The organism is Miniimonas sp. S16, assembly GCF_057748195.1.
Window position 1 is genome coordinate 1017271 of record NZ_CM173242.1, and the last position, 21192, is coordinate 1038462.

18 protein-coding genes are annotated in these 21192 nt (G+C 70.9%); 5 read left to right on the plus strand and 13 right to left on the minus strand.

Annotated features, from left to right (window positions below):
* The 4 genes from AC3AQ1_RS04525 to AC3AQ1_RS04540 form a co-directional block, all read right to left on the minus strand.
* Nucleotides 1-525, minus strand: coding sequence for a flavin reductase family protein (locus AC3AQ1_RS04525; protein WP_234417765.1), 525 nt, complete (start codon nucleotides 523-525; stop codon nucleotides 1-3).
* The gene (locus tag AC3AQ1_RS04530; RefSeq protein ID WP_199916527.1) at nucleotides 522-1982 is read right to left on the minus strand and encodes a PIG-L family deacetylase; all 1461 of its coding nucleotides are present in this window, start codon (nucleotides 1980-1982) and stop codon (nucleotides 522-524) included. Before AC3AQ1_RS04530 ends, AC3AQ1_RS04525 begins: the two co-directional genes overlap by 4 nt.
* Nucleotides 1979-3904, minus strand: coding sequence for a translational GTPase TypA (typA, locus tag AC3AQ1_RS04535; protein ID WP_234417767.1), 1926 nt, complete (start codon nucleotides 3902-3904; stop codon nucleotides 1979-1981). The genes AC3AQ1_RS04530 and typA overlap by 4 nt, the downstream gene beginning before the upstream one ends.
* A gap of 193 nt (nucleotides 3905-4097) precedes the next feature.
* Nucleotides 4098-5921 carry an ABC transporter ATP-binding protein gene (locus AC3AQ1_RS04540; RefSeq protein WP_108717998.1) on the minus strand — a complete coding sequence of 608 codons (1824 nt, stop codon included), beginning with the start codon at nucleotides 5919-5921 and terminating at the stop codon, nucleotides 4098-4100.
* 26 nt (nucleotides 5922-5947) lie between these two features.
* Between AC3AQ1_RS04540 and AC3AQ1_RS04545 the strand changes: the two genes are divergently transcribed.
* Nucleotides 5948-6586 (plus strand): PH domain-containing protein, encoded by a 639-nt coding sequence (locus AC3AQ1_RS04545; protein ID WP_108717999.1) that lies wholly within the window; start codon nucleotides 5948-5950, stop codon nucleotides 6584-6586.
* Nucleotides 6587-6597: 11 nt separating this feature from the next.
* Here the strand turns inward: AC3AQ1_RS04545 and AC3AQ1_RS04550 are convergent, their stop codons facing one another.
* The 5 genes from AC3AQ1_RS04550 to AC3AQ1_RS04570 form a co-directional block, all read right to left on the minus strand.
* On the minus strand, nucleotides 6598-7680 hold the full coding sequence (locus AC3AQ1_RS04550; protein WP_234417770.1) for an ABC transporter permease: 1083 nt from the start codon (nucleotides 7678-7680) through the stop codon (nucleotides 6598-6600).
* Between the two features lie 23 nt (nucleotides 7681-7703).
* Complete coding sequence (locus AC3AQ1_RS04555) at nucleotides 7704-9245, minus strand: ABC transporter permease (RefSeq protein WP_108718000.1); 1542 nt, start codon at nucleotides 9243-9245, stop codon at nucleotides 7704-7706.
* Nucleotides 9246-9433: 188 nt separating this feature from the next.
* Nucleotides 9434-11293 carry an ABC transporter family substrate-binding protein gene (locus AC3AQ1_RS04560; protein ID WP_108718001.1) on the minus strand — a complete coding sequence of 620 codons (1860 nt, stop codon included), beginning with the start codon at nucleotides 11291-11293 and terminating at the stop codon, nucleotides 9434-9436.
* A gap of 229 nt (nucleotides 11294-11522) precedes the next feature.
* Nucleotides 11523-13205 carry a DUF885 domain-containing protein gene (locus AC3AQ1_RS04565; RefSeq protein ID WP_108718002.1) on the minus strand — a complete coding sequence of 561 codons (1683 nt, stop codon included), beginning with the start codon at nucleotides 13203-13205 and terminating at the stop codon, nucleotides 11523-11525.
* Complete coding sequence (locus AC3AQ1_RS04570; protein ID WP_108718003.1) at nucleotides 13202-14473, minus strand: amidohydrolase family protein; 1272 nt, start codon at nucleotides 14471-14473, stop codon at nucleotides 13202-13204. The genes AC3AQ1_RS04565 and AC3AQ1_RS04570 overlap by 4 nt, the downstream gene beginning before the upstream one ends.
* An 88-nt stretch (nucleotides 14474-14561) precedes the next feature.
* Here AC3AQ1_RS04570 and AC3AQ1_RS04575 point away from each other — a divergent pair, with 88 nt between their 5' ends.
* From AC3AQ1_RS04575 to AC3AQ1_RS04585, 3 genes are all read left to right on the plus strand, one after another.
* Nucleotides 14562-15098, plus strand: a complete 537-nt coding sequence (locus AC3AQ1_RS04575; protein WP_108718004.1) for a helix-turn-helix domain-containing protein — start codon at nucleotides 14562-14564, stop codon at nucleotides 15096-15098.
* 65 nt (nucleotides 15099-15163) lie between these two features.
* The gene (locus AC3AQ1_RS04580) at nucleotides 15164-16369 is read left to right on the plus strand and encodes a pyridoxal phosphate-dependent aminotransferase (RefSeq protein ID WP_108718005.1); all 1206 of its coding nucleotides are present in this window, start codon (nucleotides 15164-15166) and stop codon (nucleotides 16367-16369) included.
* A 117-nt stretch (nucleotides 16370-16486) separates the two neighbouring features.
* Entirely contained in the window at nucleotides 16487-17938 is a 1452-nt protein-coding gene (locus tag AC3AQ1_RS04585; protein ID WP_108718006.1) for a glycosyltransferase 87 family protein, read from the plus strand.
* Nucleotides 17939-17986: 48 nt separating this feature from the next.
* On the opposite strand, the gene AC3AQ1_RS04590 is transcribed toward AC3AQ1_RS04585, so the two are convergent.
* On the minus strand, nucleotides 17987-18820 hold the full coding sequence (locus AC3AQ1_RS04590; RefSeq protein WP_108718007.1) for a hypothetical protein: 834 nt from the start codon (nucleotides 18818-18820) through the stop codon (nucleotides 17987-17989).
* Between the two features lie 311 nt (nucleotides 18821-19131).
* On the opposite strand from AC3AQ1_RS04590, the gene AC3AQ1_RS04595 reads away from it, so the two are divergent.
* Complete coding sequence (locus AC3AQ1_RS04595) at nucleotides 19132-19755, plus strand: DUF3500 domain-containing protein (protein WP_234417773.1); 624 nt, start codon at nucleotides 19132-19134, stop codon at nucleotides 19753-19755.
* 55 nt (nucleotides 19756-19810) lie between these two features.
* Here the strand turns inward: AC3AQ1_RS04595 and AC3AQ1_RS04600 are convergent, their stop codons facing one another.
* The 3 genes from AC3AQ1_RS04600 to AC3AQ1_RS04610 all read right to left on the minus strand — a co-directional run bounded on the left by AC3AQ1_RS04600 (nucleotide 19811) and on the right by AC3AQ1_RS04610 (nucleotide 21125).
* The gene (locus AC3AQ1_RS04600) at nucleotides 19811-20065 is read right to left on the minus strand and encodes a Txe/YoeB family addiction module toxin (protein ID WP_108718009.1); all 255 of its coding nucleotides are present in this window, start codon (nucleotides 20063-20065) and stop codon (nucleotides 19811-19813) included.
* Nucleotides 20066-20317, minus strand: coding sequence for a type II toxin-antitoxin system Phd/YefM family antitoxin (locus AC3AQ1_RS04605; RefSeq protein WP_108718010.1), 252 nt, complete (start codon nucleotides 20315-20317; stop codon nucleotides 20066-20068).
* Between the two features lie 76 nt (nucleotides 20318-20393).
* Nucleotides 20394-21125, minus strand: a complete 732-nt coding sequence (locus AC3AQ1_RS04610; protein ID WP_234417775.1) for a mismatch-specific DNA-glycosylase — start codon at nucleotides 21123-21125, stop codon at nucleotides 20394-20396.
* Nucleotides 21126-21192 lie beyond the last annotated feature (67 nt).

Below are 21192 nucleotides of genomic sequence, written 5' to 3' on the forward strand. Positions count from 1 at the left end.
TCAGGGCTGCGCAGAGCCGGGGAGGCGGTTGTCACCAAGTTGTGACGATCCGACCGCTCGCACGCGGCCGAGGCGGTGCACCAGCGCGCCGGTCTCCGACCCGAGCCCGGCCGCGAGCACCTCGCCGACCACCACCCGGTGGTCGGCCACCTCCATCGTCTGGGTGGTGCGCAGCTCCAGCCACGCCGCGCCGTCGAGCAGGGCCGCCCCGGAGTGCTCGCCGCGTCGGTGCGGGATCCCCTGGAGCTGCCCGACGTCGGGCCGGCCGGGCTCGGCGATCCACGCGACCTGCGCCGCCTGGTGCTCCCCGACCACCGTGGCCGCCCATCGCCCGCCCGGCACGAGCAGGTCGCCGAGGCGTCCGTCGGCGTGCACCACGACCAGCACGGTGGGCGGCTCGAGCGAGACCGACACGAGCGACGTGACGACCGCCGCGATGTCGCGGCTGCCGGCCCGCGCGGTGACCACGGCGACCCCGCCGGGCAGGCGCGCCATCGCGGCCCGGTAGGTGTCCTCGAGGGTCACCGGCGCTCCCCCACCCACCGCCGGGGCAGGAAGGCCGCGGCGCCGACGGCGAGCACGCTGAGCAGGAGCCAGGCCATCCCGAGGGCGTCGCTCGGCACGAGGACGTCGCCGTCGCCCGCGAACGTGAGGACCTGCACGGACACCACGATCCCGACGCCGTAGCCGAGGAGGCACGCACCCTTGCCCGCGGCGCGCGCGAGCAGCCCGGCCGCCGCGACGCACGCGACGGCGAGCACCAGCCCGAGCGGCACGTCCCACGGCCGGACGCGGTGCACCACGGTCCCGACGACCCCGATGAGCAGGCCGAACGCGAGGCCGGCCGCGGCACGCGCGGCGAGCACGCCGGGGCGGGCCGGCAGGAGCGAGGGCGCGGCGGGCTGGACCGGAGCGGCGGCGTCGGCCGCGGTCGACGACCCGCCTGGGCGGGCCGGCAGGTCGACCCCCAGCCCGAGGCCGACGCCGAGCGCCGCCACGTCGCCGCGGCCCAGCTGGAGACCGGCCACCGGCAGGATCGGCGCGAGCACGCCGTTGCTCAGCGCGTACCAGCCGACGGCGGCCTGGTCGGGGCGCAGCGCACGCGTCGCCCTCTCCTGGCGACCCGCGCCCGCAGCGTCGAGCACGGGCACGCTCGCGCCCTGCACCTGGCTCGGGTAGCGGCGCAGCGCCGCCAGCAGCGCCGGCACCACGGGCGTGACGTCGAGCTCGACGTCCACCTCGGCGCTCGGCCGCGCGAGCGCGGGCAGCTCCTCGGTCGGGACGGTGAGCGCGGCGCCGTCCACGCCCACGGGTCCGGAGTGCAGCGCGACGTCGGCCAGCGCCGCCCGCGCAGCACGCAGCCGGTCGGCGTCCTGGACCGCCCAGGCGAGGACCGGGACGTCCCAGGGCTCGCCGTCGGGCCCGTCGCCTGGTGCCGCGTGGGCGGCACGCTCGACCGCGTCGAGGACGAGCGCGTGCACGTGGACGTGGTCGGGATGGCCGTAGGAGCCGCCGGGTTCGTCGCAGAGCACGACGGCGGGCCGCAGCTCCCGCAGCAGGCGCGCCAGCGCGCGGGCCTGGGCGTCCGCATCGCCGCGCACGAGCGCGCTGCCGGGTGCGTCGGGCGCCGGACCGGCCTGACCGGGCGCGACCCACGCCATGCCCGAGTCGGTCCAGCGGGTCTCGTCCTCGAGCCACCGGTGCTCGGCGACGCCGAGCGCGGCCAGCGCGTCCGCGAGCTCCCGCGCGCGCACGTCGGCGACAGCGTCGGTGCCCTCAAGCTCCGGCGCCCCGATCATCTCCCCGCGCTCACCGCGGGTCGCCGTCACGACGACGACGTGACGCCCCGCCGCCGCGGCGAGCGCGAGCACGCCGCCGAGCTGGAGCGTCTCGTCGTCGGGATGAGCCAGGACGGCGAGCACCGGCCCGGGCGCCGGGGTGTCCACCCCGGCGCCCCGTCCGCTGCCCGCCGCCCAGCTCATGCGTTCTTCTTGGCGCGCGAGGCCGCGCGGGCCCGCTCGTGCTGGTCCAGAGCGACCTTGCGGATCCGGACGATCTCGGGGGTGACCTCGACGCACTCGTCCTCGGCCGCCCACTCCAGCGACTCCTCGAGCGTGAGGACGCGGGGCGGCGTGAGGCGCTCGAGCTCCTCGCCGGTCGAGGAGCGGATGTTGTTGAGCTTCTTCTCGCGCGTGATGTTGACGTCCATGTCGTCGGCGCGGGAGTTCTCCCCCACCACCATGCCCTCGTAGACGTCCTGCGTGGGCTGCACGAAGAACGTGCCGCGCTCCTGCAGGTTCATGATCGCGTGGCCCGTGACGACGCCCTGCCGGTCGGCGACGAGCGAGCCCGCGGTGCGGAACTCGATCGCGCCTGCCCACGGCTCGTAGCCCTCGGCGATCGAGGAGGCGATGCCGGTGCCCCGGGTGTCGGTGAGAAACTGCGTGCGGAAGCCGATGAGGCCGCGCGCCGGCACGACGAACTCCATCCGCACCCAGCCGGTGCCGTGGTTGCTCATCGTCTCCATGCGGCCCTTGCGCGCGGCGAGGAGCTGCGTGACGGCGCCGAGGTACTCCTCAGGCACGTCCACGGTGAGTCGCTCCATCGGCTCGTGCACCTTGCCGTCGATCTCGCGCGTGACGACCTGCGGCTTGCCGACGGTGAGCTCGAAGCCCTCGCGCCGCATCTGCTCCACGAGGATCGCGAGCGCGAGCTCGCCGCGACCCTGCACCTCCCAGGCGTCCGGGCGGTCGGTGGGCAGCACCCGCAGGCTCACGTTGCCGACGAGCTCGCGGTCCAGGCGGTCCTTGACCTGGCGCGCGGTCATCTTGTGGCCCTTGCCACCCTTGCCCGCGAGCGGGGAGGTGTTGATCCCGATCGTCATCGAGATGGCCGGGTCGTCCACCGTGATGAGCGGCAGCGGACGCGGGTCCTCGAGGTCGACGAGCGACTCGCCGATCGTGATGCTCTCGAACCCGGCCACGGCCACGATGTCGCCGGGTCCGGCGCTCTCGGCGGGTACCCGCTCGAGTGCCTTGGTCTCCAGGAGCTCGGAGATGCGCACGGGCGAGATCGTCCCGTCCCGCTTGGCCCAGCCGACGGTCTGACCCTTACGCAGCGTGCCGTTGTGCACGCGCAGCAGCGCGAGGCGGCCGAGGAACGGCGAGGCGTCGAGGTTCGTGACGTGGGCCTGCAGCGGCGCCTCGGGGTCGTAGGTCGGCGCCGGGATCCGGTCCAGGATCGTGGCGAAGAGCGGCTCGAGGTTCGGGGACTCGGGGAGCGAGCCGTCGCCGGGGCGCTCGAGGCTCGCGCGGCCGGCCTTGGCGGCGGCGTACAGCACGGGCAGGTCGAGGATCGCGTCGTAGTCGACCTCGGTCTCGTCCTCGAGGTCGCTCGCGAGGGCGAGCAGCAGGTCGGTCGTCTCGTGCACGACCTCCTCGATGCGCGAGTCGGGTCGGTCCACCTTGTTGACCACGAGGATCACGGGAAGGTGAGCGGCGAGCGCCTTGCGCAGCACGAATCGGGTCTGCGGGAGCGGGCCCTCGCTCGCGTCGACGAGCAGCACCACGCCGTCAACCATCGACAGGCCGCGCTCCACCTCCCCGCCGAAGTCGGCGTGGCCGGGGGTGTCGATCACGTTGATCGTCACGCCGTCGGGCTGTCCGGCGGCGGCCGCCGCGGGTCCGGCGTACCGGATCGCGGTGTTCTTCGCGAGGATCGTGATGCCCTTCTCGCGCTCGAGATCACCCGAGTCCATGGCGCGCTCGTCGACGTGCGCGTGCTCGCCGAACGCACCCGACTGCCAGAGCATCGCGTCCACGAGGGTCGTCTTGCCGTGGTCGACGTGCGCGACGATGGCGACGTTACGCAGGTCGGATCGGACGGCGGGCATAGGTGTGCTCATCGGGTCATCTCTGCTCGGAGGAGGCGCGCGCAGGCGGAGGCGCCGTGACGGCGGACCCGCAGCGGCCGGGGACCGGGCGGGCGCCGCTCTACTCTACTGCGCACCTCAGGAGGAGTCCTCCGGCGGTGTTGTGCCCGTCGCCACACCGGATCCTCGTGCCGCGGGACGCAGGCACCCGTGCGCTGCGTTCGGGTCAGCTCACGTCGAGGAGCAGCGAGCGCAACTCGCGCCGTTCCCGCTGCTTCTCCGGGTTCGGGACCGGGACGGCTGCGATGAGGCGCTGTGTGTACGGGTCCTGCGGCGAACGGAGGATCTGATCACGCGTCCCCTGCTCGACGATGCGGCCGTGCTGCATCACGACGATGCGGTCGGCGAGCAGGTCGATGACCGCGAGGTCGTGCGTGACGAACAGGCACGCGAACTTCAGCTCGCGCTGAAGCTCCTGGAAAAGCTCCAGCACGTGTGCCTGAACAGAGACGTCGAGCGCCGACGTCGGCTCGTCGGCCACCAGGAGCTCCGGGCCGAGTGCGAGTGCGCGGGCGATGCCGACGCGCTGCTTCTGCCCGCCGGACAGCTCGTGCGGGTAACGGTTGCGGTAGGCACGTGGTAGCTCGACCTGGTCGAGCAGCGCCTCGATGCGGCGCTGCAGCGCCTCACCCTTGGCCACCTTGGCCAGCAGCATCGGCTCACCAATGCTCTCGCCGATCGGCAGACGTGGGTTCAGCGAGGACGAGGGGTCCTGGAACACCATGCCGACCTTGCGGCGCAGTTGTGCCCGAACCTTCGGATCCTTGGTCGACACGTCGACGCCCGAGACGGTGAGCGTGCCAGCGACCACGGGCAGCAGACCGACGGCGGCACGCCCGATCGTGGTCTTGCCCGAACCCGACTCGCCCACGAGGCCGACGACCTCTCCTGGCCGGATCACGAGGCTGGCCTCATCGACGGCACGGAACGCGGGCATCCGGCCCTGCTTGGGGTACTCGATCGACACGTCACGCAGCTCGAGGATGGGCTCGGCGAGATCCAGCTCGGCCCCGCGCCTCGCATCCTCCTCGGCCTTCGCGAGGGCTCGCGCGTTGGCCGCCTCGCGCACGGCCAACTCCTGCGGATCCACGGCCACCGCCGCGTCCGAGTCGGACGCAGCGGCAAGCGCCGCGGTCAGGTCGATGTCGGCGCCGCCGAGCGACGGAACAGCGTCGAGCAGCTCGATCGTGTACGGGTGCGTGGGAGAGTCGAAGATCTGCGCCGCCGAGCCGCGCTCGACGATCAGCCCGTGTCGCATCACGATGATCTGGTCGGCGAGGTCGGCTACCACGCCCATGTCGTGCGTGATGAGGATGACGGCGCTGCGCAACTTGTCCTTGAGGTTGCGCATGAGGTCCAGGATCTCGGCCTGAACCGTGACATCCAGTGCGGTCGTCGGCTCGTCGGCGATCAGGAGCTTGGGATCGCACGACAAGGACTGCGCGATCATCGCGCGCTGACGCTGACCACCGGAGAGCTGGTGCGGGTAGGACCGAAACGCCTTCTCCGGGTCTGGGAGCTCGACCAGGGTGAGCAGCTCGATCGCCCGCTCGCGGGCCTGCTCTGGCGAGATCGGATTGTGCAGCCGCAGCGTCTCGATGATCTGGTTGCCCACGGTGTAGACGGGGTTGAGCGCCGTCATGGGCTCTTGGAAGATCATCGCGATGTCGTCACCGCGCACGCTGCGCATCCTCGCCGGCGACAAGCCCCGAAGCTCACGCCCGGCCAGTTTCACGCTGCCGGAGATCCGCGCGTTCTTGGGCAGTAGGTCGAGGATCGCCATCGATGAGACCGACTTGCCCGAGCCGGACTCCCCGACGATCGCGAGGACCTCGCCCGCGTGGACCCGATAGTCGAGATCGATGGCCGCCGGCACCCACTCCCGGTCCACGGCGAAGTCCACGCTCAGGTGAGAGACCTCGATCACCACCTCGCCCTCGACGCGTTCCGTGGTACCGGGCTCGATGGCGTCGGCAGCGGTCTCGGTCATCGTGTGCCTCCTGCGATCATGCTGACGTGGGTACGACTGAGTTCGACGGACGCGCACCGCAGGCGGCGGCATGGACGTTCCGACCACGCGGCAACTACGCCTGGGCGGTCCTGACGGCCAGCGTCGCCGCGGGGTGGCTGTGGGCGGCCGCCGAGAGCGGTCCGCGCGACCTGACTGGAGCGTTGCCATGGGCCGCGCTCGTCGCACTTGCCGGTTGGCTTGCGTTCGTCCGACCGCGGGTGGACGTGACGCCGCACGGCGTAACGCTGGTGAACCCGCTCCGCACCGTCCACGTCCCGTGGGAAGCCCTCATCCAGGTCAGCACGCGTCACGCCATGACCCTGCACACCCCGCACGGGCGCTATGCGGCGTGGGCAGCACCCGGGCCCGGCCGGCACGGCACATCCGTGGCGACGGTCGCCGACGTTCGCCGTGTGGCCCGCGGGGGAAGCGCCGCCGGTGTGGGGTTCGGCGACCTGCCGACCGCACCCTCCGGCGTGGCCGCACACCAGGTGCGCGTGCGCTGGCAGCGTCTCGTCGAGACCGGCCAGCTCGACGCAGGGCAGGCGGAGACTGCGCTCGTGGTCATCACCTACGCGTGGCCGTGGATCACGGCGGCCAGCGTGCTGGCCGCGCTCGGAGTTGCGGCCGCGGCGCTCGGCTGAGGCCGGCGCGGTCACCCGCGATCCGTTCCGGTGCCGTCCGGGTTCGGGTCCACGGGGTCCTGCTCGCCGTGCGCTAGCGGTGCTGGGGCGTGGCTCGCGCGCACGAGACGGTCGTTCGCCTCTCGGCGACGCGCGGCCTCACCCGTCTCACGGACCCGACGCAACTGGAGCTTCTTCTGGCGCGGATCGAACGCGTCGCGCAGGCCGTCGCCGATGAAGTTGATGCACAGACAGACCGTGATGATGAAGAGGCCCGGGAACCAGAACAGCCACGGACGGGTCGAGAACGCCGCCTGGTTCTCGCTGATCAGCTTGCCGAGCGAGGTGTCCGGTGACTGCACGCCGAATCCGAGGTAGCTCAGGGAGGTCTCGGTCAGAATGGCCGCGGACATCAGCAGCGTCGTGTTCACCGTGATGACGCCGACAGCATTGGGCAGGATGTGCTTGAAGATGATCCGCGGGTTGGACGCGCCCGCCAGGCGAGCTGCGTCGACGAACTCACGTTCGCGCAGCGTGAGGAAGTCCCCTCGCACGAGCCGGGCCATCCCCGTCCAGCTGATCAGGCCAAGGAAGGCGCCGAGCATGATGACGCCGCCATCCTTGGCGTTCTGACCGACGACCGCAGCGGCCACAAGCGCGGGAATGATGATCATCACGTCGGTGAACCGCATCAGCACGGTCTCGACCGGACCACGGAAGAAGCCCGACGAGGCGCCGATCACGACTCCCACCGCAGCCGAGATCACGCCCACGAGCACGGTGATGAACAGGGAGATCTGGGTTCCGCGCATCGTCATCGCGAAGTAGTCGCGTCCCACGGTGTCCTGGCCGAACGGGTGCTCACCGAGCGAGAACGGCCACAGCGACAGAGTCGGCCGCCCGCCGTTCTGGAGCGCGGGGATGTCGGTGTGGGTGTACTTCCACCATCCATGCCACGGGCCGACGCCGACAGAGGTGAGTGCGAGGACAACCACCACCGCCAGCACCGCGATGGACACCATCGCGCCGGTGTGTCCACGGAAGCGCTTACGGACGATCGCCGCCTGGCTCAGGCCCTTGACCTCTGGCTGCAGGTGGGCGTCGGTGGGCGCCACGGTCTCGAGGTTCTCCGGGGCGCTCACGCCTTCACCCGCACTCTCGGGTCGAGGGCGGAGTACGCGAGGTCCGCCAGCAGATTGAATGTGACGGCCATGAGGCCCGTCACGAGGAAGAAGCCCATGACCGGAGGCGGGTCCACATTGCGCAGACCCTGGATGAACAGGGTGCCCATCCCCTGGATGGAGAAGATGTTCTCGGTGATCACCGCGCCGCCGAGCAGCGCCCCGATGTCGAACGCCACGATGGTGGCAATGGGGATGAGTGCATTGCGGAACGCGTGCCGTGTCACGACCACCCGCTCGGGCAGGCCCTTGGCGCGTGCGGTGCGCACGTAGTCCTGGCCCATCACTTCGAGCATCGAGGCCCTCGAGTACCGGGTGTAGCTGGCGAGCGAGATCAGGATCAGCGCCGCAGTAGGCAGCACGAGGTGCGTGAACGTGTCGATCCCGTTGACCCAGAAGTCGCCGTTCAGTCCCGAGGTCTGCGAGCCGATGGTCGCGATCGGACGGTTCTTGACGCGAGGGTTGGCCATGTAGCTGGGCCACGCGAGGAAGTAGCGGTCCAGCAGCACCAGACCCGCCACGAGGAGCGACGTCAGGCCAGCCGCCTTCATCGACTGGTTGCGGTCGAAGCCGCCCATGAAGTATCCGACCGCGATCCCCACGGCGACGGCGAGAGCACCCAGGCCGACGATGAGCCAGAGCGTGGCCCGCTCGAACAGCGGCACCAAGACCACCATCGCGATCAGCGCCAGTGCCACCGCGATGAGGCTGGCGTACAGGGCTCGGCGGTTCTTCAGTCCCGCAAACAGGATCGTGCAGGCGAACGCGATCGCGACGCCGAACACCGCCACCAGGGGAAGCCCGAGGCCGGGGTAGAGGAACCACTGGGACGCAGAGAGGTAGTAGCCCACACCGGCACCGACGACCACTCCGCCGCCGAAGAAGAGGAGCCTGCGGCGCAGAGAGCCCGTGGCCACGAGATACGCGAGAACGCCAAGGACCAACCCGATGGCCGCCAACCCGATCGGGGGGATCGTGGGATCCGCAAGGAAGTCGTTGAACCGGATCGCGCCGAACTCCTTGAGAAGCACCGCGACCCAGAACACGGGAAGGGAGAAGAACAGGAACGTCGTGAACGTGACGAGATAGTCGAAGCCCGAGTACTGACGCAGCGCCGTGACGATCCCGATCGCGACGCCGAGGATGATCGCAAGCAGCGTGGCCGTGGTCACGAGCCGCAACGTCGAGGGGATCGCCGAGGCCAGGAGGTCGGTCACCTGCAGACCGCCGACGTTGGTGCCGAGATCGCACACGCCCGCGAACGGCACCACACAACCGAGCGCGCCCTTGAGCCAGAGGAAGTACCGAGGGACGAGGGGCACATCGAGGTTGAGCTGATCCATACGCGCCTGGATCAGCCGGTCCTTGTTCGGGGCGTTGCTCTGCCGCAACTCCATGAGCGGATCGCCCGACCACGCGACCAGGCAGTACACGAGGAAGGAGGCTGCAAGGAGGATGAGGACGGACTGGAGCAGTCGCCTCAGGATGTAAGTCGTCATCGTTCCCCTGACGGTGCGGGCGGGATCGGGTGGAGTCTAGGTCACTCGTGTCACGGCGCTGTGACGTGGGTCGCGACACCGGCGTGACGCGCCGACTGGTCAACGCACGAAGGTGCGGTCCCGCAGCACGGGACCGCACCTTCGTGAAGCCTGGGGGAACAGCCCGAGCAGGCTGCTCCCCCGTGTGCTCAGGAGCCGCTGACCGCCCAGTCGGCCACGTTCCACCAGACACCGGTCTGGTTGGCCATGTAGACGTCGAAGCCGGACACGCCCTCGGCGTGAGCCTCGAGGCCCGGGGACTGGAAGAGCGGGAGACCGTACGCGTCGGCGAAGAAGAACGGGTCGATCTGCTGCTGGATCGTGACCTGCTCGTCAGAGTCGGTCGTGACCAGGAGCTTCTCCATGAGCGCGTCGGCCTCGGCGTTGCTGTAGCCGTTCATGTTGCTGCCGCCCGTGGTGGAGAAGATCTGCGGAACGCCGGAGACGCCCACGCCCGAACTGATCCATCCGAAGATCGACGCGTCGTACGACCCGTCACCCAGGCGAGCACTCCACTTGGGGTCGCCCGCGTCGACCACGGTGAACCCGGCCTCCGTTGCGGCGGCCGCGATCAGGGTGTAGGAGTTCACTCGGTTCGGGTTGTTCGTGTTGTACAGGATGCGCACCGTCGGGCTGGTGACACCGGCCTCGGCCAGCTTCGCCTTGGCGGCCTCCACATCACCCGCGAGGGGGAACGCGTCCGACCCGTTTTCCGCGACCGAGTCGGCGTAGCCGGCCTGCGAGGAGACGAAGAGCTGCGAGTTCAGGACCTCGGCGCCCTCCTTCTGCGGCGTGACGATCGCGTCGAGAATCGCCTGACGCGGCATCGAGAGCAGGAACGCCTCGCGCACAGCGAGGGCCTTCTCTGCGTCACCGCCGTAGGTCGCCGGGTCGAACGGACCGCCGTTGTTGAACGTCAGGTCGAGGTGGTCGTAGGAGAGCTGGTCCCCCTGCACGATCTCGACACCAGACAGCGCCTTCAGCGCCTGCAGCGTGTCCGCCGAGGACTGGGGCGAGATGACGTCGACCTCACCGTTCTGCAGCGCCTGGACGGCAGCGGTCGCGTCGCCGATCGTGCGCATGATGATGGTGTCGAGCTTCGGCGCCTCGCCGTAGAAGGACTCGTTCGGCACCAGAGTCACGCTCTGGTTCTCCACGATCTCCGAGATGATGAACGGCCCGGAGGACAGGTAGAGCTCAGGGTCGCTCGGCAGGGTCGTGGAGTTGAAGCCGGTGTTCCAGAAGTCGGCCACAGCACGCAGCTCGGCGTTCTCCTCCGTGGTCTCAGCACCTGAGGCAGCCGTGGTCAGCAGGTCGATGAGACCAGCGCTGTCGAGACCAGCGTTCTTCGCCACCACGTGGGCCGGCGTCTGCGCCACGTTGAACGCGGACTCCCAGTCGGCCGCGGGCTGGCTGTAGGTGAACGTGAGCGAGCGTCCGTCGTCACCCACCTCGGGCTTGCCCGCCAGGGCCATCGTGCCGGTGTCGCCGGCGTAGTCGAAGTACGTGATGTCGTCGGCCGACGACGCCTCGTCCCCAGTCGTCCCGTCCGGGCCGAGGCTGTTGAAGTAGCCGCTGTAGATCGCCCACGACAGCAGCAGGTCGTCGGCGTCGACCGGGTCGCCGTCGGACCAGGTCACGCCGTCATTGACCGTGTAGGTCACGGTCAGGGGGTCGTCGCTGGTCTTCTCGAACGTGCCGAAGTCCTCGTCATGCACGATCTCCATGTCCGGGTTGAGGTACCAGAACCCGCCGTGCGTGGCGTTGAGGATCTTGTTGTTGATGTCGAGGTTCGTGTCGGCCGTCTCCCCGTTGAGGGAGGTGAAGGCGTTCGTCTCGGCAACGGTCAGAGTGCCGCCACTCGCCGCTTCAGTGGCTGCGTCGGTGGCCGCCGCGTCCCCCGTCGCGTCGCCCGTTGCGTCGTCGGACGGCGTGTTGGCGCACGCGGTCAGAACCAGTGCGAGCGCCGCGGCTGCGGCGACACCCCCCGTGATTCGCCTGATGGTCAATGTTCCTCCATGGTTGATTCGACGTGCTGGGCCTCAACGGATAACGATGACCCGTTCCTGCGGGACGCACGAGCCGCGTCCAACATCCCGAGCGCGCGGGTGACGCCACGGTAACCACACCGCGGAACACCCGAGCGACACGTTGCTGCCTTCTACGGTCGATCGTTACCCAATTGGTACCCGGTACTGGCGGGACGACACATTGCCGTAACACCAGCGCGGGCCGGGGTCAGGAACGGGCGAGCAGCGTCTGCAGCGGCCCCAGACCCATCGGCCCCAGACCGAGTGCACGAGCGTGGAAGTCGCGCAATGAGAACTGCCCTCCTTCGCGCCGTCGAGCGTCGTCTCGAGCCTGCGCCCACAGCCGCGCACCGACCTTGAAGGCGAGTGCCTGACCTGGCCAGCCGAGGTAGCGCAGCACCTCGAACCGAGCCGTGCTCAGGTCGACTCCCGCGAGGTGTCGCAGCGTGTCCACTCCCCGCTCGATGCTCCACTGCTCGTGGTCGACCAGGCCGTTGTCCCGGGGGACGGGCAGGTCGAGGTGCAGGCCGAGATCGATCACGATCCGACACGCGCGCCAGAGCTGCGCGAGCACCACGCCGAGCTCCTCATCGGGACCCGACACGAGGCCGAGGTCCACGGCGAGCTGTTCGGCGTCGTGAGCCCAACCCTCGGCGTAGCCGTGTACGTGGCACACGTAGCGCTGCCACGGGTGGAGGGTGTCGAGTCCGTGCGTCACGGCGTGCTGGAGGTGGTGTCCCGGGACACCCTCATGATGCACGGTGCTCACCTCGCGCCAGGTGGCAACGCTGTCGGCCCCCTCGGCGACGGTCCACCACACCCGCCCCGGCCGCGTGAGCCCTGCGTCAGGAGCGGTGTAGTACATGACACCCTCGGCCGCCGAGGTGATGCGCGCCTCGACCGGCCGCGTGGCCGGTGGGATGTCGAACCACACGCCGTCGACCGCGTCGGTCACGGCGTCCAGCCGCCCCTGCAGCCACTCCTCGAGCTCTCCCACCGCGACTCGACCGGCCGCGCGGCCGTCGAGGATCTCCGCAGCCGCGCGGACGTCCTGTTCCCCGGTGGCGGCACGAGCGAGCTCCCGCGCGCGCTGCGACAGGCGGCGAAGCTCACTCCAGCCCCAGCCGTACAACTCGTCCAGATCGACCCGCGAACCCAGGAACGCTGACGAGGTCACCGCGTACCGGTCTCGCCCCACGCCGTTCCTTTCGTCAGCACGCGGAGCGAGCTCGACTTTCAGCCGGGCAGCGAGCTCGGCGGTGGCAGCGGCCGCGCGCTCGGCGGCGCGCGTCAGGCGATCGTCACGACCGGCGACCTCGTCGTAGAAGCGCCGATCGACCCACGACTCGCACTGCCGGGCCACCCCGAGAACCTGCCGGCGCGCCACGACATGCCCGCGGTCGGCCGCCGCGCGGAGCGTCGCGAGGTAGTCCGCGTACGCGCCCGGAACGGCGTCGAGGTTGCGCCGCACGCGCTCGATCTCCTCGGCCGTTCCCCTGGGCAGGTTGTCGAAGACCTGCCGCACCAGATGCACGGGTGTGGCGAGCGGAGCGAGCAGGCTGCGCGTGAAGCCGGCATCGTCGAGCGCGATCTCGGCCGCCAGACGCTCGGTGAGAGCGAGCCGCAGGACCTCGTCAGGGACGGCGTCGTGCCGATCGTCTGGGAGCGCCTCGCCTCCAGCCCCCCACCCCGGACGAAGGTTGGCCAGCAGGTCGAGCGTGCCTCGCGCGAGATCGACGCGCGCCGCGAACGCATCGTCGGTGAGATCGGGCACCAGGATGTCGGGATCTCGCCCCACCGCCTGGGCAGCGTCCGGGTCGAACACCGCGAGGTCAGCGAGATACGCATCTGCGATGTCGCGCACGGACCCGTGCGCACGTGGCCGCGTCACCGCAGGATCCGGGTCCGGAGCGCATCCCGGTCGTCGCGCACCACGCGACCACCCTGGACCACTGCGCGCAGATCGCGCAGGGCACTCACGTCGGCGAGCGGATCGCCGTCGAGCACGAGCAGATCCGCCGCTGCACCGGGCACGAGCGTCCCGTACTCACCGTCCTCGTCGAGCCACCGGGCTCCGTTCGCCGTGGCGGCTCGCATGACCTCGAGCGGCGTCATCCCGGCGTCCTGCATGTGCTCGAGCTCGCGCACGGTGGCGGTTGTCCCGTCGTAAAGCGCCTGCGGTGGCATATCGGTGCCGAGTGCGATGGGGACACCGGCGGCGATCGCGTGCTGAAGGCTCTCCCAGTGCCGTGGCCCGGCGCCGAGGGCTCGATCGATCATCCAGGTGGGAACGCGGTTGGCGACGAAGTAGTCCTCGCATCGCGACACGGAGATCGTCGGAGTGAACCAGACACCACCCGCTGCCATCGTGTCGCACACGTCTCGCGTCAGCTCGTAGCCATGCTCCACACCGTCGAGTCCCAGCGCCAACGCCCTCTCGACGGCGTGCGAAGGCCCGGCATGGGCCGTGACCTTGCGGCCCCAGTCGTGAGCGGTGTCGATGACGGCCCGCAGCTCCTCGTCGGTCAGCTGGGGGGTATCGATGGCTTCGTGCTCACCGGATATGCCCCCGGAGATGCACACCTTGATCAGGTCGGCGCCGGCGCGCAGCTGTTCTCGGGTCGCACGCCGGAACCCGTCAGCACCGTCGGCCTCCTGACCGTCGGCGTCGTGTCCGTGACCGCCCGTGCAGCACAGCGCGTGCCCGGCGGAGCGGATCCGCGGACCCGGCACGAGCCCGGCGGCCACCGCGCGTTTGAGGGCGAAGTCCACGAAGCGCGACTCCCCGACGAGTCGGACCGTGGTGACGCCCGCATGCAGCGTCTCGCGTGCGTTTCCTGCCATGAGCAGCACCAAGTCGGCCTCGCTCGCCGAGTGGACCGAGTCCTGCATCGGCCCGGGCAGCGCGAGCGAGAAGTGGACATGGCCGTTGACGAGCCCCGGCACCACCCGCGCGCCGTCCAGCTGGACGACTCGGGCCGCGCCGTCGGGCCCGCCGGAGCCCGCACGCGCAAGGAAGCGCGCCTCGGCGAGCACGTCGTCGCCGCTTCCCACGCGCAGCACGCGGCCGGAGTGGTCGACCAGCAGACCAGCGTCTGACCTCCAGCCGTCCGTCGCTCCGTCCCACAACGTGCAGTCGAGCCATGCGGTGACGCCCACGTCCTACCTCCGGTTGCGTGTCGAGACACTCACCACTGTACAGTCAGAGTGAACACCAGTCGTCCGGAGTACACGTCAGGAGGAACCCGTGATCGGCGCACGCCTCCGCGAACTCCGGGAGTCACGCGGACTCTCCCTGCGATCGCTGGCCGGCGACACGGGCCTCTCCGCCGCATTGCTGAGTCAGATCGAGAACGGGCGCACCGACCCGAGCATCGCCACGGTGCGCAAGCTCGCCGAGGTCTTCGACTCCGACGTCGCGGAACTCTTTCGCGAGCCGTCCGCGCCGCTCGTGCACCTCTCCCGACCGGGTGACCGCACCGTGCTGCGGGGACCGCATCACGAGGTGGACTACGAGCGGCTCACCCCCGGCCGAGGCGATCTGGAGGTGCTGCGCGCGGTCCTGCCGCCGGGCTCCGCCACGGCAGCGGCGCCGCGCTCGCACGTGTCCACCGAGTGTGTCTACGTGCTCTCCGGCGAGATCGTCGCGGAGGTCGGCGGCGAGCACTACCGGGTACAGCAGGCCGAGTCCCTGACATTCGACTCGCGGCTGGCGCACCGCTACGTCAACACGTCCGCCGCGGCCGCGACCGTACTGATCAGCGTGACGCCGCCCACCCCCTGAACCGAGCAGACCGACCCCGTCGAGCAGGCTGACCTCGTCTCGACCCGACAACCCGGAGCCTCCCGATGCGCGTTGCCCGCCACGTCCGCCACGTCTCCGGTGGACTCCTGCGTCCCGCGACCAAGGCTGATGTCGGCGAGACCGCCGGCACCCTGCTCGCACAGGGCTACGACCTGCTCGCCTGGGCCGATCCGTTCTTCCCCGACCGCTCTCTGCCGCGGTCGGTGCGGGAGGCCATGGTCGCCGAGATCGAGCGAGGATCCGCGGAGCACTACACCATGCCGGTCGGCGCTCTCGACCTCCGCCGCGCCCTGGCGGACAAGGTGGCGAAGGTCAACGGCCTCACGGTCGACCCGCAGCGCAACCTCATGGTCACCCCCGGTTCGGACTCAGGCCTCCTGCTCGCTCTGCTGCCGTTGATCGAGCCGGGAGACGAGGTCCTCGTGCCCGACCCCTCCTACCCCTCCAACGCGCGCGACGTCGAACTTCTCGGCGGAGTCCCCGTCACGGTCGAGCTGGACCCCGCGGCCGGCTTCCAGCTCGACGTGGCACGGTTCGAGGCGGCGCGCACGGATCGCACACGCGTGGTCCTTCTGACCCATCCGAACAACCCGACCGGGACGGTGTTCCGCCGCGAGCGTCTCGAGGCGCTCGCGCGCTGGATCGTCGAGCACGACCTCATGCTGGTGTGCGACCAGGCGTTCGAGGATCACGTGTACGACGGCCTGGAGATGGTGACCCCCGCCGCGCTCCCCGGGATGTGGGCCCGCACCGTGACAGTCTTCTCGCTGTCGAAGGGTCTGGGCCTGTCCGGACTCCGAGTCGGGTACCTCGTCGCCGATGAAGCCTTGATGGACTTCTACTACGGTGCGGCGGTCAACGTCGTGGGCGCGACCTCCACCGTCTCTCAGGCCGGTGCGCTCGCCGCACTCACCGACCCGACGATCGTGCCCGGCGTTCGAGACGCGCTGCTCGCGCACCGAGACATCGCATGGCAGGAGCTCGGGCAGATCGAGGGCGTCCGGGCGACCTGGCCGGAGAGCGGCTTCCTGCTCTGGCTCGACGTGTCGTCCCTCGGCTCGGGCGCCGATGTTGCCGCGCACGTGCTCGACTCGGCCCGCGTCATCGTGAACGACGGAGCGGCGTACGGTGCGTCGGGCGCGGGCTGCTTGAGGATCGTCTTCGGCTGCTACCGCGACAGCGAGCGCCTGCGCGCGGTGCTCAGGCGGGTGCGCTCCGCACTCGAGGAGCTGCGCGCCGCGACGACGTAGGCGACGTCGCGGCGCACGCTCGCTCGACCACGGCCGCGGTGCCGAGCACGACCTCGGAGACACATCCCACACAGCATCTCCGCACCGCAGGCGCCGCGGGTTTGGGAGAGTGGACCGGTGTCGTCACTCCTGACCGGGCTCGTGCCCGAGCCCGTGCGTGTGCGCGCCGGTGAGGTCACGAGAACTGCCCTGGCCTCCCGTGCGTGGCTGTGGACGACGTTCGCCGTCGTGCATGGCGGCCTGCTCGTCGTCGGCCTGGTGAACCGGCCCGGTGGGTACGGCGACCTCTCGCTCTACCGCCGCTGGATCGTCGACGGCTTCGCGACCGGGTGGTGGCCGGTCCTCGACTTCGACTGGGTGTACCCGGCGGGCGCCCTCGTCCCGATGACCCTCGCGGGTCTCGTGCCGGGCAGCGCCACCGTCTTCCTCATCGCATGGATCCTGCTCGTCACCGGTCTCGACGCGATCGCCGTCGGAGCCCTGCTGCGCCGGGGTCGCGGGCTCACCGCGGCGTGGTGGTGGGTCGGCTTCATCGCCTTCCTCGGCCCCGTGGCGCTCGGCCGGCTCGACGCGATCGTTGCGCCGCTCGTGATCCTCGCGCTGCTGCGCGCCGTGGACCATCCACGAACGGCGTCGGCGCTGCTCACCGCCGCCGCGTGGATCAAGGTCGCACCGGGTGCGCTCATGCTCCCCCTCGTCATCGCGAGCCGGCGTCCGTGGCGCGACGTCGTGCTGCCCGCCGCGGCGGTCTGCCTCGTGGTTGCCGGGTCGGTCGTAGCACTCGGCGGGACCGACCAGCTCGCGTCGTTCCTCGCCGAGCAGGGCGAGCGCGGGCTCCAGCTCGAGGCCGTCGGCGCGACGCCGTGGATGCTCGCCGGCCTCCTCGCCCCGGACACCTTCCCGCGCCTCTACAACCGGCAGATCATCACGTACGAGGTGCACGGGCCGGGTACCCCGGCGGCCGGAACCTTCCTCGACGTCGCGCTCCCGATCGCGATCGCCGGCGCGGTCGCGCTCATGATCGCCTGGCGCGTGCGGGCCGGCCGCCGGTTCTGGACTCCCGCCGCGCGCCTGCAGATGGTCACGCACGGCGGCCTGCTCGTCGTGCTCATCCTGCTCGTCACGAACAAGGTGTTCAGCCCCCAGTTCGTGGGCTGGATCGCGCCGCCCGTGGCGGTCGCGCTCGCCTACGGGTTGCGCGGGTGGCGCCGTACCGCCGCGGCCGTGCTCGTCGTCGCGTTCGTCACCCAGTTCATCTTCCCGTGGTCCTACCCGGCACTCGTCTACGGCGTTCCTGGGATGACCCTCACGCTCGCGGCCCGCAACCTCCTCATCGTGTGGCTCCTCATTGAGGTCGTCCGGTGGTTCCTGCGCAAGCCCGAGCTGGGCGGTCCGGCCGCCGCGCCGGAGCGGGACGAGGTCGCCGAGGGCCGTGCGGGTGCCGAGCACGACGCGGTCGCCGTCGAGGCTGTCGACGTCGACGAGGATGACGCGACGGCCGACTGCCCCGAGTGGGACCCGCGCGCCTCGCGGGACGAGCAGCCCGCCGGGTCCGCCCCCGCGAGCTGAGCGGGCCGGAGCCGACCTACGCGGCGTCCGGTTCGCCGTCGGGCGGGTTCACCGGGATGTCCGAGGCGGCGTCCCCTGCGAGCGCCGCCACGGCACGCAGGTCCCCACGCAGCCGAGGAAGACCCCCACGAGCACGAGGCAGAGCCGGACCCGCTCGCGGCCGCTGCGGACCGGGCTCGGGATGAGGTCGGCCGACCGGCGCGCGAGCACCGTCACGAGGATGCCCGCCACGACGAGCGTGCCGTTGAAGGCGGACGCCGAGAGGTCCCCGGTCGTCCCGAGCTCGCTGAGGTGCACCTGCCACCACTGCGGGTCCGCTGCGGTGATCGTCGAGGTGAGCACGCCCATCGAGAGGAACGCCGCGAGCACGACGGCGAGGCTCTGCAGCGACAGGTGCGTCGCCGAGGTGAAGGTCAGGTAGGCGGCGACGGCCGGCACGGCGCCGGCGAGGACGACGCCGCTGAGCGGGTAGACGCTCGCGCCGACGAAGCCGAGCGCGAAGATCTCCGCGAGCAGGGTCGCCAGGAGCAGCGCCACGGCGCCGTGCGCGACGGCGATCGCCACCAGGTCCACGACGTCGAGGACACCTCTCACCGGCCGGGCGGCGCCGCGCCGCGCAAGCACCAGCTGCCCGGCGACGAAGGCGAGGGTGCCGGCGACACCACAGGAGAGCGCGACGAGGTGGCCGAGCGAGCCTGGTCCCTCGATCGGGACCGGCCGAAGGTTGAAAACCGCGATGCTCACGAGCGCCCCGACGACGAAGGCGAGCGCGCCGCACGTGAGAGCCAGCGTCTCCAGGCCCTTCTCCCCCGCGACGTTCGCGGCGACCCGCTCGCGCAGCCACGCGGGGCTCCAGGGGGAGGGCGTGCTGACCTCGCTCATGGTCGCGAATGTAGTGCCGGTGTCCGAGCGGCCGGCACGGCGTCTCGCGCCCCGCGGACCGGTGCTCGCCGCCGCGGGCGAGCTCGCCGTCGTGCGTGGTGCGGGGTGGGCGCACGTCGAAGGCGGGACCCAGAGCGCGCACAGCGGACGCACACGATCGGTGAGCACCGTGCTGCCATGACCACCTCGACCTCCCCCCAGGCCGCTCCCCGTCGCGGAGCCGGCGTGCTCGCCTCCTGGGCATCAACGCGGACCTCAACGGCTCCGCGGGCGACGGCGGCACGATCACGTTCGCGCCCACCCACCTCGGCGTGCAGCCCGCGGTCTACACGAACGACGACGGCGAGGAGGTCCAGCCGTTCGACGGCATCTACACCGACGCGTTCGCGTTCTTCGACAGCCTCACGGCCGAGCAGCAGGCCACGCTGACCTCGGGTGAGGTGAGCATGTGCGCCCCGGGCGACGCGTGCGACTTCGCCACCGGGTCCGGGCTCACGGGGTCGGACATCACCGACGAGCAGAAGCAGCTGCTGCTCGAGCTCGTCGCCAACTGGGCCGGCATGGCCTACGAGGAGACCACCGCGACCACGCTCGCGCAGATCGAGGCGACGCTCGACGAGACGGTGATCGCGTGGTCGGGCGAGACGACCTACGACATGACCACCGGGAACGGCATCAGCTTCTCGATCTCCGGGCCCGACGTCTACGTCGCGTTCCAGGCGCAGCAGGGCTCCGCGGGGGCGGACGTCGAGGGCGTGAGCACCTCGGGCTGGGGCCATGTGCACACGATCTACCGCGACCCGAGCAACGACTACGCGGGGAGCGTCACGCAGCAGGCCGCGTCCGGGACGGGTGGCGGCGCGGGCGCCGGCGCTCCCGGTGGGGGGACTCCCCCGGGCGACGGAGCGGCACCCGGCGGCTCGTCGACCTCCTGACGCAGGCGGGCGCGCCGGATCTCGGTCGGTGGTGGACTCGCAGCCGCGTGTTCGCTCAGTAGTGGTAGCGCGCCTGGAGGATCACCAGGTCGTCCCCGTCGACGAGGTACACGAGCCTGTGCTCGTCTGTGATCCGCCGGGACCAGGCGCCTTGGGCGCCGTACTTGAGCTGCTCGGGTTTGCCGATGCCGTGGGCCGGCTCGCGCAGGCACGCCTCGATCAGCGTGTTGATCCGCTTGAGGACCCGTCGGTCGGCCGCCTGCCAGTACGTGTAGTCCTCCCAGGCCGAGCGGTCCCAGACGAGTCGCACTCAGTCCGCCTGGTCGAGCTCGTGCGCCTCTGTCTGGTGCTCGCGGGCACGCTCGAACGCGTCCAGAAGCCGGCGCGCATTCGCGGGCGATCGGAACAGGTAGGCCGTCTCCTGCCACGCGGCGTAGTCGTCGGCCGCCATGAGGACGGCGTTGCCGCGCCGCGAGACGATCTCGATCGCCTCGCGGTCGTCGTTCACCCTCTCGATGAGCGGGAAGAGGGTCTTGCGCGCCTCGCTCGCACTGATGGACATCGGACCGCCTTGGTCGGTGGGCGACTTGTACGGGAAAACGGTACCACTTACTCGACGAGAAGCCTGCGCGGGGTGGCTAAACCGGTGGCAGTGAGGACCAGACCTCGCGCCACTGGCCGGCGAGCGAGTCGACGGTCGCGTGCGCATTGAGGCCGCTGGGCTGCGGCACCACCCAGAGCGCGACGCCGGGCGGCCAGCCGGGGACGAGGGCGGGGTCCTGGCGGCCGAGTCGCGCCTTCGGCAGACCGAAAGCGGTGCGGAACGCGGTGATGCCGGCGACGGCGACCGCGTCCGGACGCAGGCCGGGGTGAGGATTCACGCTCGGGCCGGCGCCGTGCTCGGCGTTCGCGTCGGAGCTCTGCGAGACGCCCGGCCGGGTCAGTCGCTCGACGAGCCGGGCCCCGCCCGCGCGCAGCTCGTCTCGGGTCAGCTCGTCGGCCCGCGCCGTCGCCCGCCCGACGAGGTTGGTGATGCCGATGCCGCGGCCGAGCAGCTGCGCCTCGTCGTCGGCGCTGAGTCCCGCGGCGGCGTCGACCAGCCGCTCGGTGAGGCCGGCTCGGTGCAGCGACGGCCAGAACCGGTTCCCGGGAAAGGCGAACGGGGCGTTGACCGCCGCGGTCCACAGGCCGGGGTTGACGCCCACGATGAGCAGGCGCACACGTCCGCTGGCGGGCAGGACGTCGTCCACGCCGTCGGGCATCCCGTCGAACGCGGCGAGGTCCGCGCGCACCGGACGCCCGCCGCCCATCGGCGATGGCCGGCGAGGGCGTCCGAGGACGGCCTCATGCCCGTCGATGTCGTCGACCATCTACGGCAGCGCGAGGAAGTCGCGGAGCCAGCCGTCGACCTCTCGCATCGTCGCGGCGTCCACGATC